Annotated in this window: 13 protein-coding genes; 9 read left to right on the top strand and 4 right to left on the bottom strand. The window is 72.3% G+C overall.

Features of this window, described 5'->3' with window-relative positions; all coding sequences use genetic code 11:
• Positions 1-86: 86 nt before the first annotated feature.
• Both THESUDRAFT_RS12305 and THESUDRAFT_RS07045 read left to right on the top strand, forming a co-directional pair.
• Positions 87-1,058 carry a gamma-glutamyl-gamma-aminobutyrate hydrolase family protein gene (locus THESUDRAFT_RS12305; protein WP_006904070.1) on the top strand — a complete coding sequence of 324 codons (972 nt, stop codon included), beginning with the start codon at positions 87-89 and terminating at the stop codon, positions 1,056-1,058.
• Between the two features lie 21 nt (positions 1,059-1,079).
• The gene (locus THESUDRAFT_RS07045; protein ID WP_006904069.1) at positions 1,080-1,973 is read left to right on the top strand and encodes an aldo/keto reductase; all 894 of its coding nucleotides are present in this window, start codon (positions 1,080-1,082) and stop codon (positions 1,971-1,973) included.
• 263 nt (positions 1,974-2,236) lie between these two features.
• Here the strand turns inward: THESUDRAFT_RS07045 and THESUDRAFT_RS12300 are convergent, their stop codons facing one another.
• Positions 2,237-4,138, bottom strand: coding sequence for a YkvI family membrane protein (locus THESUDRAFT_RS12300; protein ID WP_006904068.1), 1,902 nt, complete (start codon positions 4,136-4,138; stop codon positions 2,237-2,239).
• A gap of 563 nt (positions 4,139-4,701) precedes the next feature.
• Here THESUDRAFT_RS12300 and THESUDRAFT_RS07035 point away from each other — a divergent pair.
• From THESUDRAFT_RS07035 to THESUDRAFT_RS07020, 4 genes are all read left to right on the top strand, one after another.
• Positions 4,702-5,865 carry an amidohydrolase gene (locus tag THESUDRAFT_RS07035; protein ID WP_051009309.1) on the top strand — a complete coding sequence of 388 codons (1,164 nt, stop codon included), beginning with the start codon at positions 4,702-4,704 and terminating at the stop codon, positions 5,863-5,865.
• A 271-nt stretch (positions 5,866-6,136) separates the two neighbouring features.
• The gene (locus THESUDRAFT_RS07030) at positions 6,137-6,400 is read left to right on the top strand and encodes a hypothetical protein (RefSeq protein WP_006904065.1); all 264 of its coding nucleotides are present in this window, start codon (positions 6,137-6,139) and stop codon (positions 6,398-6,400) included.
• A 222-nt stretch (positions 6,401-6,622) separates the two neighbouring features.
• Entirely contained in the window at positions 6,623-8,662 is a 2,040-nt protein-coding gene (locus THESUDRAFT_RS07025; RefSeq protein ID WP_006904064.1) for a monovalent cation:proton antiporter family protein, read from the top strand.
• 61 nt (positions 8,663-8,723) lie between these two features.
• The gene (locus THESUDRAFT_RS07020; protein WP_156821747.1) at positions 8,724-8,978 is read left to right on the top strand and encodes an alanine:cation symporter family protein; all 255 of its coding nucleotides are present in this window, start codon (positions 8,724-8,726) and stop codon (positions 8,976-8,978) included.
• On the opposite strand, the gene THESUDRAFT_RS07015 is transcribed toward THESUDRAFT_RS07020, so the two are convergent.
• Together THESUDRAFT_RS07015 and THESUDRAFT_RS07010 are read right to left on the bottom strand one after the other, a co-directional pair.
• Positions 8,971-9,240 carry a hypothetical protein gene (locus THESUDRAFT_RS07015; RefSeq protein ID WP_040826367.1) on the bottom strand — a complete coding sequence of 90 codons (270 nt, stop codon included), beginning with the start codon at positions 9,238-9,240 and terminating at the stop codon, positions 8,971-8,973. The two genes, THESUDRAFT_RS07020 and THESUDRAFT_RS07015, sit on opposite strands and share 8 nt — an antisense overlap.
• Before the next feature lie 64 nt (positions 9,241-9,304).
• Positions 9,305-9,790: an NADH-quinone oxidoreductase subunit B gene (locus THESUDRAFT_RS07010; protein WP_040827213.1), complete on the bottom strand. Its 486-nt coding sequence runs from the start codon at positions 9,788-9,790 to the stop codon at positions 9,305-9,307.
• Positions 9,791-10,826: 1,036 nt separating this feature from the next.
• Here THESUDRAFT_RS07010 and THESUDRAFT_RS07005 point away from each other — a divergent pair.
• Together THESUDRAFT_RS07005 and THESUDRAFT_RS07000 are read left to right on the top strand one after the other, a co-directional pair.
• Positions 10,827-11,153 (top strand): YnfA family protein, encoded by a 327-nt coding sequence (locus THESUDRAFT_RS07005; protein WP_040827211.1) that lies wholly within the window; start codon positions 10,827-10,829, stop codon positions 11,151-11,153.
• A gap of 111 nt (positions 11,154-11,264) precedes the next feature.
• A complete protein-coding gene (locus THESUDRAFT_RS07000; protein WP_156821746.1) occupies positions 11,265-11,531 on the top strand; it encodes an AbrB/MazE/SpoVT family DNA-binding domain-containing protein in 267 nt (88 codons plus the stop codon).
• A 249-nt stretch (positions 11,532-11,780) separates the two neighbouring features.
• Here the strand turns inward: THESUDRAFT_RS07000 and THESUDRAFT_RS06995 are convergent, their stop codons facing one another.
• A complete protein-coding gene (locus THESUDRAFT_RS06995) occupies positions 11,781-12,932 on the bottom strand; it encodes an LLM class flavin-dependent oxidoreductase (RefSeq protein ID WP_006904058.1) in 1,152 nt (383 codons plus the stop codon).
• 524 nt (positions 12,933-13,456) lie between these two features.
• Here THESUDRAFT_RS06995 and THESUDRAFT_RS06990 point away from each other — a divergent pair.
• Positions 13,457-14,761 carry a serine hydroxymethyltransferase gene (locus tag THESUDRAFT_RS06990; protein ID WP_006904057.1) on the top strand — a complete coding sequence of 435 codons (1,305 nt, stop codon included), beginning with the start codon at positions 13,457-13,459 and terminating at the stop codon, positions 14,759-14,761.
• Positions 14,762-14,846: the final 85 nt, after the last annotated feature.

Raw genomic sequence — 14,846 nt, 5'->3', positions numbered from 1 at the left:
CGGGCGGCCCATCCGCAGGGTGGCGCCGTCCGGCCGTCCCGTCCGCAGGGTGAGGCGGACCGGTCATCCTGGGAGATGATGCAGCCATGGCGAGGCCCGTCATCGGCATCGCGGCCTCGGTGGACTTCATGGCCCCCGCCCGTTCCGGCGGGGGCATGCTGCCTTCGGGACCTGGCGCAGGGGGGCACGGTCCCTGCGGGACCGGGGAGCCGCCCCCGCGGCTGGTGGCCGTCCTGCCCATGACGTACGTGGAGGCCGTGGCCGCCGCGGGCGGCCTCCCGGTGATCCTGCCGGTGGCGCGGCCGGGCGAGGCGGTGGACCCCTGGCTGGAGTCCATCGACGCCCTGGTGGTGCCCGGGAATTATCCGTACCTTCCTGCCGGGCTGCGGGCGCTGCCGGGGCTGCGCGAGCAGGCCCCCTACCGCTATGATTCCGATGTGGTCTGGCTCCGGGGTGCCCTGGGGCGGGCCATGCCCGTGCTGGCCATCTGCCGCGGCATGCAGACGCTCAACGAGCTCCTGGGCGGGACCCTGACGCGCCGGGTCCACCCGCCGGGGTCCCACCTGCAGGTGGAACCGGGCGCCGGGCGAGGTCACGGCCTTTGGGTCGAACCCGGCTCCCGGCTCGCCGCCTGCCTGGGGGGCCGCACCCGGGTGCACGTCAACAGCTTCCACGTGGCGGCGGTGCGCCAGCCCGGCCGGGGGCTGCGGGTCAGCGGCCGGGCCCAGGACGGGGTGGTGGAGGCCGTGGAGGGCGAAGGGGAGGCCTTCATCCTGGGTGTCCAGTTCCACCCCGAGCTGCTGTGGCGGGACGAACCGGCCCTGGCGGGGATCTTCACCGGGCTCGTCGAGGCGGCCTGGGTCTACCGGCAAGGCCGCGCCGGCCGGACGGTCACCCCGGCGGCCGTCACCGCAGCAGCGGCGGGCGAGGGGGCCGGTGCGGGCGCGGATGCGGGCGCGGGCGGTTCCGCGCCGCCTGGGGCGGCCCCGGCGGGGGCCGCGGTGAAGGTCGAGCCGGGGCCCGCGGCCGTCCATGGCTGTGATCCTTTGATGCGGTGACCAAGGAAAGGGAGCGGATTCGTGACCACTGCAACGCCCGTCATCACGCTGAACAACGGCGTCACCATGCCGCTCTTGGGGCTCGGCGTCTACCTCACGCCACCTGACCAGGCGGCTGCCGCAGTCGCGGCGGCCGTCGCCTGCGGCTACCGGCTGATCGATACCGCGGCCGCCTACAACAACGAGCGGCAGGTCGGCGAGGGGATCCGTCGCAGCGGAATCGACCGGTCCGCCATCTTCCTCACCACCAAGCTGTGGATCGCCGACTACGGCTACGACTCGGCCCTGCGGGCCTTTGAAGCCAGCCTGCGCAGGCTGGGAGTGGACCACGTCGACCTGTACCTCTTGCACTGGCCGGTGCCCATGCGGTTCGATGACACGGTCGCCGCTTACCGCGCGGCCATCCGCCTGCTGGAGGAGGGGCGGGTGCGGGCCATCGGGGTGAGCAACTTCGGCCCCCGGCACCTGGAGGAGCTGATCGCCCGCACGGGCGTGGTCCCGGCGGTGAACCAGGTGGAGCTGCATCCCTTCTTCACCCAGGTGGAACTGCGCCGGTTTCACGACCGGCTGGGCATCGTCACCCAGGCGTGGTCGCCCATCGGCGGCGTCCTGCGGCGAAGGGGTGAGGGCGGCGGGGGCGACGTGCTGGATCATCCCGTGGTCGCCGGCCTGGCCCGCAAGTACGGCAAGACGCCGGCCCAGGTGGTGCTGCGCTGGCACCTGGAACACGGCATTGCGGCGATCCCGAAGTCGGTGCGGCCGGAGCGCATCCGGGAGAACATCGACATCTTCGACTTCCGGCTGGCGCCGGAAGAGGTGGCGGCCATCGACGCCCTGGACCGGGGCGTCCGGGCGGGGCGCGACCCGGAGACGGCGGACGCGGCCGACTTCAGCATCCGGGTCGAGGACGACTGAAAGGACGGAAACAGGACGGAAGGACCGCCGGCGGGGCCGGACCGTCCGCGCCAGGGCGCCCGGCGCCGGGACGCTCCGCGCCGGCCCAAGGTCACGCTGGACTCGCTGGATCTGCTTACCAGCGGAGCAGTTGGCGGCTCACGAGCCGGGGGCCGGAGCACAGGCCGGAGCCGGCGTACGGGCCGGCGGCCGGCTTACGGGCCGGCGGCGCGTGCTCGGGAGCCGGGGGCGACAGGCCGCTCAGGAAGCGGCCGGCGGGCCGCTCAGGAAGCGGCCGGGGGGCCGCCTCCGCGGCGCCGGCGGGTCAGGGCCGCCAGCACCGCCGGGGCGGCGGTGCCGGCCATCACGGCCGCCAGCGCCGCGGGCCAGGTCAGGCCGGCGTGGGCCAGCAGGTCGCCTGCCCAGGCGGGAGGATCCGGCATGCCGGTCCCAGGGCCGGCGGCACCTGCGCTCCTGGACCCGTTGCCGCTCCTTACAGCACCGCCGGTGTTCCCGTGGCCCGAGGAGAGCCCGCCGGCGGCGGGCGGCGAAGGTTCGACCCACCAGGCACCCGGCCAGTGGCCGGGGAAACTGGTGCCGGGCGGCAGCCCGGCCTCCTGGGTCGGGCTGCCAGCCGTGACGCCCGGCGAGACGGGGTGGGGGCCAGCATCCGGAGCGGGGAGCCGGCCGGGATCCGGTGCAGCCGGCGCTTCGGGGGCCGGCCGGCTGCGGGGAAGCCACGTGCCGGCGGCGTAGCCCGTGGTGGCAAGCCACAGGCTGCCCAGGCCGAACTCCAAGAGGAAGGCGAGCACCCCGGCCGCCAGGGTGGTGCGGGCGCCGGCGGTCAGGATCGCCACCCAGCCCAGCTTGTCGACCAGTGCGCCCGTCAGGGCCAGGCCGGTACCGGCGGCCAGCCACAGGCCCAGTTCGGGAACGCTCAGCCCGCCCAGGGAGCCGCCGGCCACGCCGGCGCCGCCCCAGAGGACGGCGGCCGCCGCAGCCGCCCGGGCCAGGGCGCGGCCGAGGGCCGGCACGGGCACCGGGGCGGGCCGCGGCACGGCCTGAGCTTCCGCTGGCCGGCGGCCGGTCAGCAGCAGGGGCACCGCCCGCCAGGCCACCGCCGCCATGACCAGAAGCCCCAGATACCCCACCAGCGGGTAGACCCGCGTCACCAGGTTGGCGAACCCCACGAAGCTGGCGGCAAAAGCCACTGCCCCGAGCACCACCACCACCGTGCCGTAGCCGGCCTTCTGGGGGGAGCGCAGCCGGGCCGCCACCCCGTAGAGGGAGGTCACGGCGGTGGTGTACACCTCGAGCCACAGGATCGCTGCGTAGACCAACCCCAGCACCGGACCGAAGCCGCGGGCCAGCACCAGCATGGGCACCTCGAACCGGGCGGTGGCGGGCAAGCCGGCCCACACGGCCAGGTGCAGGGCCAGGGCGGCCAGCCCCAGGCCGGCGCCACCCAAAAGCCCGCCGGCATTGAGGGTGGCGGGCCGCTGCACCTCCGCGCCCAGGGGTGCCAGTACCGGCAGGGCCAGCACCAGGTTGAAGCTGGTGTAGAGCAGCGCGGCCAGGGGCCAGAAGGGCGCCGCGCCGGCCACGCCGGTGCCGCCCGGCGGGGTGGCGGGCCAGCCCTCGCGCCAGAGCACCCCGGCGCTGACGCCCAGGGCGCCCACCACCAGGACCGGCGCCACCAGGGAGGTGACGGCCGTCACCCCGCGCAGCCGGAAGAGCACGGTGACCGTGGCGGCAGTGGCCATCACCAGCCCGCCCAGCCCGCCCGGCCAGCCCAGCTGCTCCCGGAAGATGGCGCTGGAACCGGCGATCATCACGGCCGTGCCTGCGAAAAGGAATCCCGTGATCACCCAGTCGGCCAGGGTGCCCAGCCACCGCCCGCCCACGGCCCGGACCAGCTCCCGGTGCGATTCGGCGCCCGTCGCCGCCCCCAGCCGCATCACGGCCACGCCGAAGGCCGCCAGCAGGGCCGTCACGCCCAGCAGGCCCAGGGTGCCCCAGCCATCGAACGCGGTAAAGAAGCGCAGGATCTCCTGGCCCGAGGCAAACCCGGCGCCCACCACGGTGCCGATGTAGGTCGCCGCCACCCGCCAGGGGCCCAGGGCCGCAGCCGGCCGCGTTCGTCCGGCCGAACCGGCTTCGCCCCGCTGCTGGACCTTCCCCACCATGGACCCGCCCCCCAACCTGCACTGTCCCACCAGGATGATCGCCCGCCGGCGGTGAAATCAGAGCTCCGAGACCGTGATGGCACGGGCGCACGGGCCGGAGGCGGCATGGGCCACCGCACGGGAAGGGTGCCCGTCCGGGCCCGGCAGCCCACGAGCCAAGCACGGCCAAGCGTTTGACGGGCCCGGCACTGCAACCCGGGGCGGCCCATTCGGGTACCGCCACGGCGCCCGCATGGTCCCCGGCGGCCTGGCGCCAGCTGCGCCATATCCCCGGCTGGACCGGGGCCAGCCGTTCAGAGGGTGGGGAGTGCGGCCTGCCACGGCCGCCGGCGCCATGCCTCGAGGATGCCGCCAGGCGGTGGGCCGTACCGCCACGCCGTGGGCCGTGCCGCAACGCCGTGGGCCGGGCCGCCTCGTTGCGGGCTGCGCCGGGGCCGGGCCGGCACGCCTCACCGGCGGGGCGCGGCCCCCCAGGCCGTGCCGCTCACCCCGTCCAAGGAGGGAGTACCGTGGCGGAGTTGCCCGCCCCGTGGGGCCCGCGCCTTAAGGCCCTGTTCGGCACTATGGTGGCCTGGTGGCGCCATCTCCATCAGCATCCCGAGCTGTCCTTCCAGGAGGTGGAGACGCCGCGCTTCATCGCCGAACGGCTGAAGGAGGCGGGCATCCCCGCCCGCACCGGCGTCGGCGGGCGGGGGGTGGTGGGGGTGGTCGAGGGCGCCCGGCCGGGCCCGGCGGTGGCCTTGCGGGCCGACTTCGATGCCCTGCCCATCCAGGACGAGAAGGACGTGCCCTACCGCTCCCAGGTTCCTGGGGTCATGCATGCCTGCGGTCACGACGCCCATACGGCGACCCTGCTGGCGGTGGGACGGGTCTTGATGGAAGAGCGCCACCGCCTCCGGGGCCGCGTGGTGCTGATCCACCAGTTCGCCGAGGAGGTGGCGCCGGGCGGCGCCAAGCCCATGATCGAGGACGGGTGCCTGGACGGGGTCGACGTGATCTTCGGCACCCACCTCTGGACCCCGCTGCCCGTGGGGCGGGTCGGCTACTGCCCGGGTTACGCCATGGCCGCCGCCGACCGGTTCGAGATCGAGATCCTGGGGCAGGGCTGCCACGCCGCCGCCCCCCACCAGGGGGTCGACCCCATCCTGGTGGCGGCCCAGGTGGTCACCCAGCTGCAGCAGGTGGTGGGACGGATGGTCGACCCCCTGGAGCCGGCGGTGGTGTCGGTGGGGACGCTGCACGCCGGCACGGCCTTCAACGTGATCCCCGAGACGGCCACCCTGACCGGCACCGTCCGGACCCTGAGCCCGGCGGTGCGGGACCGGATGGAGGTCCTCCTGGAGCGGCTGGTGCGGGGAACCTGCGAGGCCCACGGGGCCGGTTACCGGTTCCGCTACGAGCGGGGCTACCCGGCCCTGTTCAACCACGAGGACATGACGGCCTTCGCCGCCGAGGCCATCGGGCGCTACGCCGGCGCGGAGGCGGTGGAGCGGGTGGCGCCGGTGATGGGCGGCGAGGACTTCGCCTACTACCTGCAGAAGGTGCCGGGCTGCTTCTTCTTCACCGGGGCAGGCAACCCGGAGGTGGGGGCGTCGTACCCCCACCATCACCCGCGCTTTGACATCGACGAGCGGGCCATGCTGGTGGCGGGCCGGGCGCTCTTGGCGGTGACGCTGCGGTACCTGCTGGGGGATGAGGAGCTGGAGCGGGGGATGGCTACCGGCTAGCCCGCGGGCCTGGGAGCACCGTAGCCTCGCGCTGCAGCGGGCCGGAACGGAGTCGTGATTGCCCGCTCCGCAAGCGGCATTGACCCACGGCGGGATCACCGAAGGACATGTTCCCTGTTGAACAGGGATCGCATGGGGCCGGAGGCGGTACCGAGCTGGGGACACGGGGTCACAGGTCGCGATTGCCATAAACTGGCTGATGTGTTACCCTAGGCGTAGGCCTTTTCGCCCGGTTCCTCTCTTTTCCTGTTCACCGTAGGGGGTGATGGCGGTGACAGAGGTCGCGGCCACCCGGGATCCCGGGCCGCCGTCGGAGTCCTGGCTCATCCTGCAGAGGCTCGAGGACCTGAGTGCCCAGGTCAAAGACCTCCGGCAGGACATGAAGGATCTTCGCCAGGACACGCGGCAGGAGCTCGATAAGATGTCCCGCAGCCTGGAGATCTACCGCCGTGACAACCGCGTTGTTCTTCTGGCCATCCTGGGCACGTGGGTGACGCTCTTCGGCACCATCGTGGGGCTGTTTTTTCGCGTGTGAGGTTTCCATCCGCGTGGCCAGCCCCCGCAGGTGATCTTGCGCCGGTCACGTCGCGGTCTCTCCTTCGCTTTTTCCCCACCAGCACCTACTGAAACTTTAGGCAGTCACGGCCGGGTCAACGGGGCGGGGGCGGTGGGACGGGCCAACGAGCCGAGCCGGTCCCCGGGCCGGCGATCCGGGCTGGTGAAGGGAACGCGTAAGGACGAGTGGAACACATAAAGAATGGAACAAGCCCACGATTTCACATCTCTGCTGATCATCACGCTGCTGGCTTTCGCCGTGCCCCTGGTGGCGGGCCGGATCCGGGTGGTCCGCGTGCCCGCGGTGGTGGCGGAGATCCTGGCCGGCATCGTCATCGGGCGCAGCGGCCTGCAATGGGTGCAGCCCGAGCCGTGGCTCGATTTTTTGAGCACCCTTGGGTTTGCTTACCTCATGTTCCTTTCGGGGCTCGAGATCGACTTCAGCCAGCTCAGCGGCGTCCGGCCGGTGACAGGCGGGCGTCGCGGGCGGGGGTGGCGGGACGGTGGTGTGCCTGGAGCCGTGGCGCCGGGGGCTGCCGGTCTCGGAAGCGGGCCGGTGCCCCGCCCATCGGCAGCCGGTGAGCCGGCGGCCGGCGAGGGCGAGTGCGACGCCCGAAAGGGCGGTAGCGCCCATGGCCGGGCGGTCGGCCGCGCCCCCCTGGTGCTGGGTCTTGTCACCTTCGCCCTCACGGTGCTCCTGGCGCTGGGCGTCAGCTTTGTCCTGTTCCGGCTGGGGTTCGTCCGCAACCCGTACCTGATGGCGCTGGTGCTGTCGACCACCTCCGTCGGCATCGTGGTCCCGGTGCTCAAGGAGTACGGGCTGACGGGCACGGACTACGGCCAGACCATCCTGGTGAGCGCCGTGATCGCCGACTTCGCCACCATGCTGCTGATCACAGCCATGGTGGTGCTGATGACGGGCAGCGCGGCGGCCGACCTGCTCCTGCTCCTGGTCCTGTTCGCCGCCGTGTTCCTGTTCTACCGCCTGGGTGCGGCCGTGATCCGCTGGCGCCTGTTGGAGGACCTCCCCCAGGCCACGGCCCAGATGGGAGTCCGCGGTGCCTTCGCCCTGATCCTGGTCTTCATCGCCCTGTCCGAGGCGCTGGGCGTCGAGGTCATCCTGGGGGCATTCCTGGCCGGCGTCATCATCTCTTTGCTGACCGGATCGCAGGGTTCGGCCTTGCATGCCAAGTTGGACGCCATCGGCTACGGGTTCTTGGTGCCCATTTTCTTCATCAACGTGGGCGCCCAGTTCGACCTGAGGGCCGTCACGGGTTCGGACCGGGCCCTCTGGCTGGTGCCCTTGCTGCTGGCGGGCGCCTACCTGGTCAAGTTGGTGCCGGCCCTGGCCTTCCGCTGGCGCTATTCCTGGCGCCAGGCCCTGGCGGCAGGGACGCTGCTCAGCGCCCGCCTAAGCCTCATCATCGCGGCGGCCAGCATCGGGGTGCGGCTGGGCGTCCTCGAGGAGGCGGTGAGCAACGCCGTCGTGCTGGTGGCCATCGTCACGGCCACGTTCTCGCCGCTGCTGTTCGAACGGCTGACCGGCCGTACGGAGGCACCGCCGCCTGCGCGCCTCGTGGTCCTGGTCGGCGGCGGGGAGCGGGCGCTGGTGCTGGCGGACCGGCTGCGGTCCTACGGGCGGCGGGTGCACCTGGTGGACACGCCGGGGTGGCGGCAGCGGGCGCTCGACCGCGGTTACGGTTATACGCCCGTACCGGGCTGGGACGGTGAGGTCATCGCCGGTGTGGAGCGGGTGGTGGAAGAGTTGGGACCGGAGCGGATCCGTACGCTGGCCGCCCTCAGCCGCGAGCCGGAGCTCAACGTGGCCTTGGCCGCTCGGGCATGCCAGCGGGGCGTCGGTCGGGCCGTGGCCTTCATCCAGGGCTCGCCCGAGCTGGCGCGGCGGGCCCGGGAGCTCGGGGTGGAGGTGGTCTCGCCCGCGCTGGCCGAGGTGGCCATGCTGGAGATGCTGCTGGAGCATCCCAGTACCTGGCGACTTCTGGCGGGGGAGGACCGCGACTACGCGCTGGAGGAACTGGAGGTGCGCAACCCGCGGCTGCACGGGCGCCCGTTGCGCCGGGTGCGCCTACCCGGCGACTGCCTGGTCCTGAACGTGATGCGGGGCGAGGAGCGGCTGATTCCCCACGGAGACACGCGGCTGCGCCTGGGTGACCAGTTGACGGTGATCGGCAGCCACGCCGACGTGGCGGAGGCGCGGTTGCTCCTCTCGGGCGAGGACTGATGGAGGCCTGCGGCCCTCGCGGCGGTCCAGCGAGACATGCCGGTGACGGGGGCGGGCCACGATGGCGTCGATGAAGGTACCGGCCATGGATACCAGCGCCTGCCGGGCGGGCTGGTTGATCGTGCCCTCGGCCCCGTGGCAGCAGGCGGATGCCGAAACCTTGACAGGGGCACCGTTGACCACGGCGGCCTTCGAGGCCGCGCTGGGGAGGCCGGGCGCCATCATCGTCGTGGTGGGCCGGATCCTGTTCGCTTACTCGACCATCCTGGGCTGGGTTCCTCCGCCAGGGGCCCTGCGGGCGACCGGAGTCATTTGAGTTGCTCTTTCGGTCCAGGCCCGCCCTCCTGCAGGAACAGCGCGTGGGGGCAGACGGCAGCCTCCATGACGCCCACCGGAGCCGGTTCTACCCGGTCGAACTGGCAGACCCATTCCCGGTTGTAGTAGCAGGCCCGCGTGCGGCAGAGGGGGCGGTAGGGGCCGGCGGCCGCGGCTAGCCCGGGAACAGCCTCCTCGGGGGCCGGCGGGAGCCGCCGCCGGAACAGCTCCACGTACCGCTGCCAGGGATGAACCCAGCCCACCGGCCATTCGGGTGTAAAACTCCCGAAGGGCCGGCCGGTCCGGGTCCGGGATGCCCGCGGGGAATTAGAGTCCGGCCGGGACATGGACCTTCCGCACCTTGTCCTGGAGCTTCAAGATGGCGTGGACCAGCGCCTCCGGCCGCGGCGGGCAGCCGGCCACGTAGACGTCCACCGGAATGATCTTGTCCACGCCGTCCACCACGTTGTAGCCCTGGTAGTACGGGCCGCCGTTGGTCGCGCAGGCGCCCATGGAGATGACGAACTTGGGCTCGGCCATCTGGTCGTAGAGGGTCTTGACCACCGGCGCCATCTTCTCCGTCACGGTGCCGGAGACGATCATCAGGTCCGCCTGGCGGGGCGAGGCGCGGAAGACCGAGCCGATCCGGTCCAGGTCGGTGCGGGTGGCGCCGGCGGCCATCATCTCGATGGCGCAGCAGGCCAGGCCGAAGAGCAGATACCACAGGGAGTTGGCTCGCCCCCAGTTGACCAGCTCCTGCAGGCGGGCGGTGACGATGCCGGGCAGCCACTGCCACACCCCCGGGATCCGCATGGAGGGGTGGGCGTCCAGGCGGCGGACCACGTCGGGCTCCAGCTCGTCTTCCTGGGAGAAGCGGGGCCCTTCGCCGGCGGGGGCCCCCGTCACCTCGGGCTCGGGGCTCTGGGCGGTGATGGCCCGCGCCCGCGCCTGGCGCTCGCGGGCTTCCTCCGTCGCCGCGGGCTGGGCGCCCTGGCCGCTGACGGGCGTGGGGTAGGGCTTGGCCTGGGCGCGGCGCACGGCGGCCCGGAGGTCGCCGGCGCTGCGGTCCCCTTCGCTCGCTTGGGAACTGGCACTGGGGCCGGTGGCCCGTGCACCCGTGCCAGAGCCGGCGCCGCCGGCGAGGGTAGAACCGCTGCCGCGCGCCCGGGTGCCGTGGTCGACGGTGGAACGAGTCGTGGGTTCCTGGATGCCGCGACCGGCTGGGGAACTGGCTGTGGTCGCCCCGGATCCGCCCTTGGCGCCGGTGCCCGCTGCGGTCCCAGGGCCGGGACCCGTCGCTGTGGGGCCTGCACGGTAGCGGTCCCCGCCGTCTCTCGCATTCCTGGCAGCCTCCGAAGTACGGTCGCCGTCTTGGGGCATCGGATCACCCCGCAGTCCAACAGAGTGGTGACGAATACGGCTCCGCGTACGGCTCCGCGCCTGTCCCGTAGCGGCGCTGCGTCCGGTGCCCGCGACTGCGGCTGCGGCCGCGGGGCGGGTGGGGTGCCCAGCAGTCCCCGTCCCAGGCCTGTCCCAGGCTTTTTACGGGCCCAGGCGCGGGGAGCAGACGGGACCTGCCCTCACTTCCGAAGTATGATCAGAATGGGACAAGGCGTTGCGCGAACGAGGTGCTGAACGGGTCGAATCGGACGAACCGGCTGCACCGCCACGACGCAGCCCGCCGGGTGCGGTAGAGCCCGTCCGATGTGTCGCGGCCCGGAATCTCGCGGCCCTGGTGGTCGCAGCCGGGAGTGGCCCGGAGACGTGAAGCACCCGTGGAAACCACCGAGAGCTCACGGGAACCACAACGGGAGAATGCCTTATCGGGAGGGAGCGTAGGGTGACGGCACTGGTCAGCCTGGCCCTCTTCGTCCTGGCGGGCCTGGCCGAGATCGGCGGCGGATGGCTGGTGTGGCAGTCCCTGCGGGAGGGCAAGGGGGTCGGGTGGCTGGTCGTCGGGGCGGCGATCCTCTTTCTGTACGGCGTCATCCCCACCCTGCAGCCGATCCCGCACTTCGGGCGGGTGTACGCCGCCTACGGCGCCTTCTTCATCGTGCTGAGCCTGGCCTGGGGCCGCTGGGTGGACGGATGGATGCCCGACCGCTGGGATCTGGTCGGGGCTGCCGTCGCCGTGGCCGGGGCCGTGCTCATGATCTGGGGGCCGCGGGACACCTAAACCGAGTGGTTCAACAGGGAGAGGATGACTTTGATCTTGCGGAGAGAGAAGCGGAGAGAGAATGGGTTTGATCTTGCGGAGGTGCCGCTGATGCGTAAGGAGGGACCGATCGTGGCCGTTGCCAGGATGACGGAAAAAGGCCAAGTTACCATTCCCGGCGAGATTCGTGAGCGGCTCGGAATCCGTGAAGGGGATGCGGTTTTGTTTGAACAGGTGGGTCAGACGGTGACGATGATCCCGATCAAGCGCCGCAATCCGCTGGAATTGATCGGCATCCTGCCGTCCACCCGGCCCTATCCGGGGACGGATGCCATCCGGCGCGAGGTTCGGGCACAGCTCGTCTCCGCGACCGGCCTCGACGAGGCCCCGCATGAGTGAGAAGGTTTCCGTCGACGCCAACGTCGTCCTGCGGCTTTCTTCCACCCCGCGCGACCGCCGGACCGGTCGCCCGCTGCCGTTGGACGGAGGTGGCCCGCCGCTTCGGCCGGACGGCCCGTGCCGAGAAGCAGTAGGAGGCCCTGACGGCCGGCACTCCGGTGGACCGGCTCTGCGATCCGCCGGATCCGGGCCGTCTTCCTCCTGCGGCAACCCGCGTCCTGGTGGAACACCCGGCGCCCGCCCGTTCGGTCACCGCCCCGTGGCAGGAGGCGTCCCCACCGCCGTGCTCGTTGCCGCAGCATCCTTCTGGCCGTCGCGGCCCCGGCCGCCACCGCTGTTGCCCCCGTCACCGCTGCCCCTACGGTCCTCCCGATCCTTCCCCAGCGCTTTCCGCACCGCCGGCGCGACCTTGGTGCCCAAAAGCTCGATGGCCCGCAGGACCTTCTTGTGCGGCAGGGTGCCCACCGTCAGCTGTAACAGGAACCGGTCGTGGCCGAACAGCTCGTGCTGGTAGAGGATCTTCTCGATGACCTCCTCCGGGTTGCCGACGAAGTCGGCGCCGTGCAGCGACCGGGACCACTCGAACTGCTCCCGGGTCAGCGGCCCCCAGCCCCGCTCGCGGCCGAGGCGATCCATGACCTCCTTGAAGGCGGGAAAGGCGGTGTCCGCCGCCTCCTTGGAGGTGTCCGCGATGAACCCGTGGGAGTTGATGCTCAGCCGCGGCACGGGATGCCCCGCCTCCCGCGCCGCCTGGCGGAAGATCTCCACCAGCGGCCGGAACCGCGCCGGGATGCCCCCGATGATCCCCAGCGCCATGGGGAGACCCATCCGCCCCGCCCGCACGGCCGACTCGGGGGTGCCGCCCACGGCGATCCACACCGGGATGGGGTTCTGGATGGGCCGCGGGTAGACGCCCCGGTCCCGGATGGGCGGCCGGAACTTCCCCGACCAGGTCACCCGCTCCGACTCCCGCAGTTTGAGCAAGAGGTCCAGCTTCTCCTCGAACAGCGCGTCGTAGTCGCGGAGGTCGTAGCCGAAGAGCGGGAAGGACTCGATGAAGGAGCCGCGCCCCACCATGATCTCCGCCCGCCCCCCGGAGATCAGGTCCAGGGTGGCGAACTGCTGGAACGCGCGCACCGGGTCGTCGGAGCTGAGGACGTTGACGGCGCTGGTGAGGCGGATGCGCCGGGTGCGGGCCGCGGCGGCCGCCAGGACGACGGCCGGCGCCGAGACCACGTAGTCCGGGCGGTGGTGCTCGCCGACGCCGAAGACGTCGAGGCCTACCTGGTCGGCCAGCTCGATCTCCTCAAGGAGGCGCCGGATGCGCTCGGCCGGGCTGATCAGCTGCCCGGTCTCGGGGTCGGTGTTGCGATCGCCGAAGCTGTAGATGCCGATCTCCAAGGGTGGCCCTCCTCGCCGGGGCTCTGGGTCCAGTGTGTCCCGGCGCTATGGTCTCCGGAACATCAAGTTACTTTAAAAACGTAAGTCAGGCAACGCTCACCTGCCGGCGGGGCGGCCAGGTCCCGCCGCCGGTGCTTGAGACCCGCCGTCGCTGCTTGCGGCGCGGCGTCGCTGCTTGAGACCGCCGCTGCTGCTTGCGGCGGGCCGTGGCTGCTTAGAGCGCGGGGTCGTGCGCCACGCCGCGGTCCAGCGGTGCCGTGGTGCCGCCGGGTGTCAGGGCACGCAGCCCGCCAGAAGCCGAGCCACCGTCAGGTCCCGGACGAACCGGCCGGCAGCGTCCCAGCAGCTCGCCTTGCCGGCCTACAGCTCCAGTTCCAGTGCCCCGGCCCCTGCGCCCGGCCTGCCCGCACCGCTGCGCCGGTTCCTCTGGTGTCGTATCCTGCAGGTGACGGCCGCCGGCCTGCGAACACTTGGTAAGGCAGGGCCGGGCGCTGCCCGGCTACGGCCGAGAGGAGGAGTGCAGGGTGAACAGCCCCCTGGCCGCCACGGACCCCGAAATCCTGCGCTGGATCCGGGAAGAACACCGCCGCCAGCGCGAGACCCTGGAGCTCATCGCCTCCGAGAACTTCACCAGCGGCGCCGTGCTGGAGGCCATGGGCTCCGCCCTGACCAACAAGTACGCCGAGGGATACCCGGGCCGCCGCTACTACGGCGGCTGCCAGTTCGTCGACCAGGTGGAGGAACTGGCCCGCCAGCGGGCCTGTGCCCTCTTCGGTGCCGAGCATGCCAACGTGCAGCCCCATTCCGGCGCCCAGGCCAACATGGCCGTCTACTTCGCCACCCTGCAGCCAGGCGACACGATCCTGGGGATGAACCTGGCCCATGGCGGCCACCTGACCCACGGCAGCCCGGTGAACTTCTCCGGGCAGCTCTACAAGGTGGTCGCCTACGGGGTCGACCCGGAGACCGAGCAAATCGACTACGACCAGGTGGCCCGGCTGGCCCGGGAGCACCGCCCCAAGCTGATCGTGGTGGGGGCGTCGGCCTACCCGCGGATCATCGATTTCGCCCGCTTCCGCGCCATCGCCGGCGAGGTGGGGGCCAAAGTCATGGTCGACATGGCCCACATCGCGGGCCTGGTGGCGGGCGGCCAGCACCCCAACCCCGTGCCCCATGCGGAGTTCGTCACCTCCACCACCCACAAGACCCTGCGCGGGCCGCGGGGCGGGTTCGTCCTCTGCCGGTCCTCCGAGGCCAGGGCGCTGGACAAGGCGGTGTTCCCCGGCATGCAGGGCGGGCCCCTCATGCACGTGATCGCGGCCAAGGCCGTGTGCTTTCACGAGGCGGCCCAGCCCGCCTTCCGGGAGTACGCCCGGCAGGTGGTGGCCAACGCCCGGGCCCTGGCCGAAACCCTGGCGGCCGAAGGGCTGCGCCTGGTCAGCGGCGGCACCGACAACCACCTCATGCTGGTCGACCTGCGGCCCCTGGGGGTGACGGGCCGCGAGGCCGAGCAGGTGCTGGAGCAGGTGGGCATCACGGTCAACAAGAACGCCATCCCCTTCGACCCCCAGCCGCCCATGGTGACCAGCGGCATCCGCCTGGGCACCCCGGCCCTGACGACCCGCGGCATGAAGGAGGCGGAGATGCGGGAGATCGGCAGGCTGATCGCCGCGGCCCTGCGTCACCGGGACGAACCGGCGGAACTGGAGCGCATCGCGGGGCGGGTCAAAGAACTCTCCGCCGCTTTTCCCCACCCCTCGGGCGCCACGGCGGTCGAACCGGCCGCAGCGGGCGCCGGCGCGGCCGCCGGGGGGACCGCGGGAGCTTGACGCGCCGGGGGGCCAGGGGCAGCTGGCCGGCGGGTCCGTGGGGCGGCTGGCGGGCGGGCCTGGGGGGCGAAGAGCGCGCGGCGGG

This window comes from Thermaerobacter subterraneus DSM 13965, from assembly GCF_000183545.2.
In the GTDB taxonomy this organism is placed as follows: Bacteria; Bacillota; Sulfobacillia; order Thermaerobacterales; family Thermaerobacteraceae; genus Thermaerobacter; species Thermaerobacter subterraneus.
Note: the sequence above shows the minus strand (reverse complement) of the source record. Positions and strands in the feature narration are given on the sequence as shown.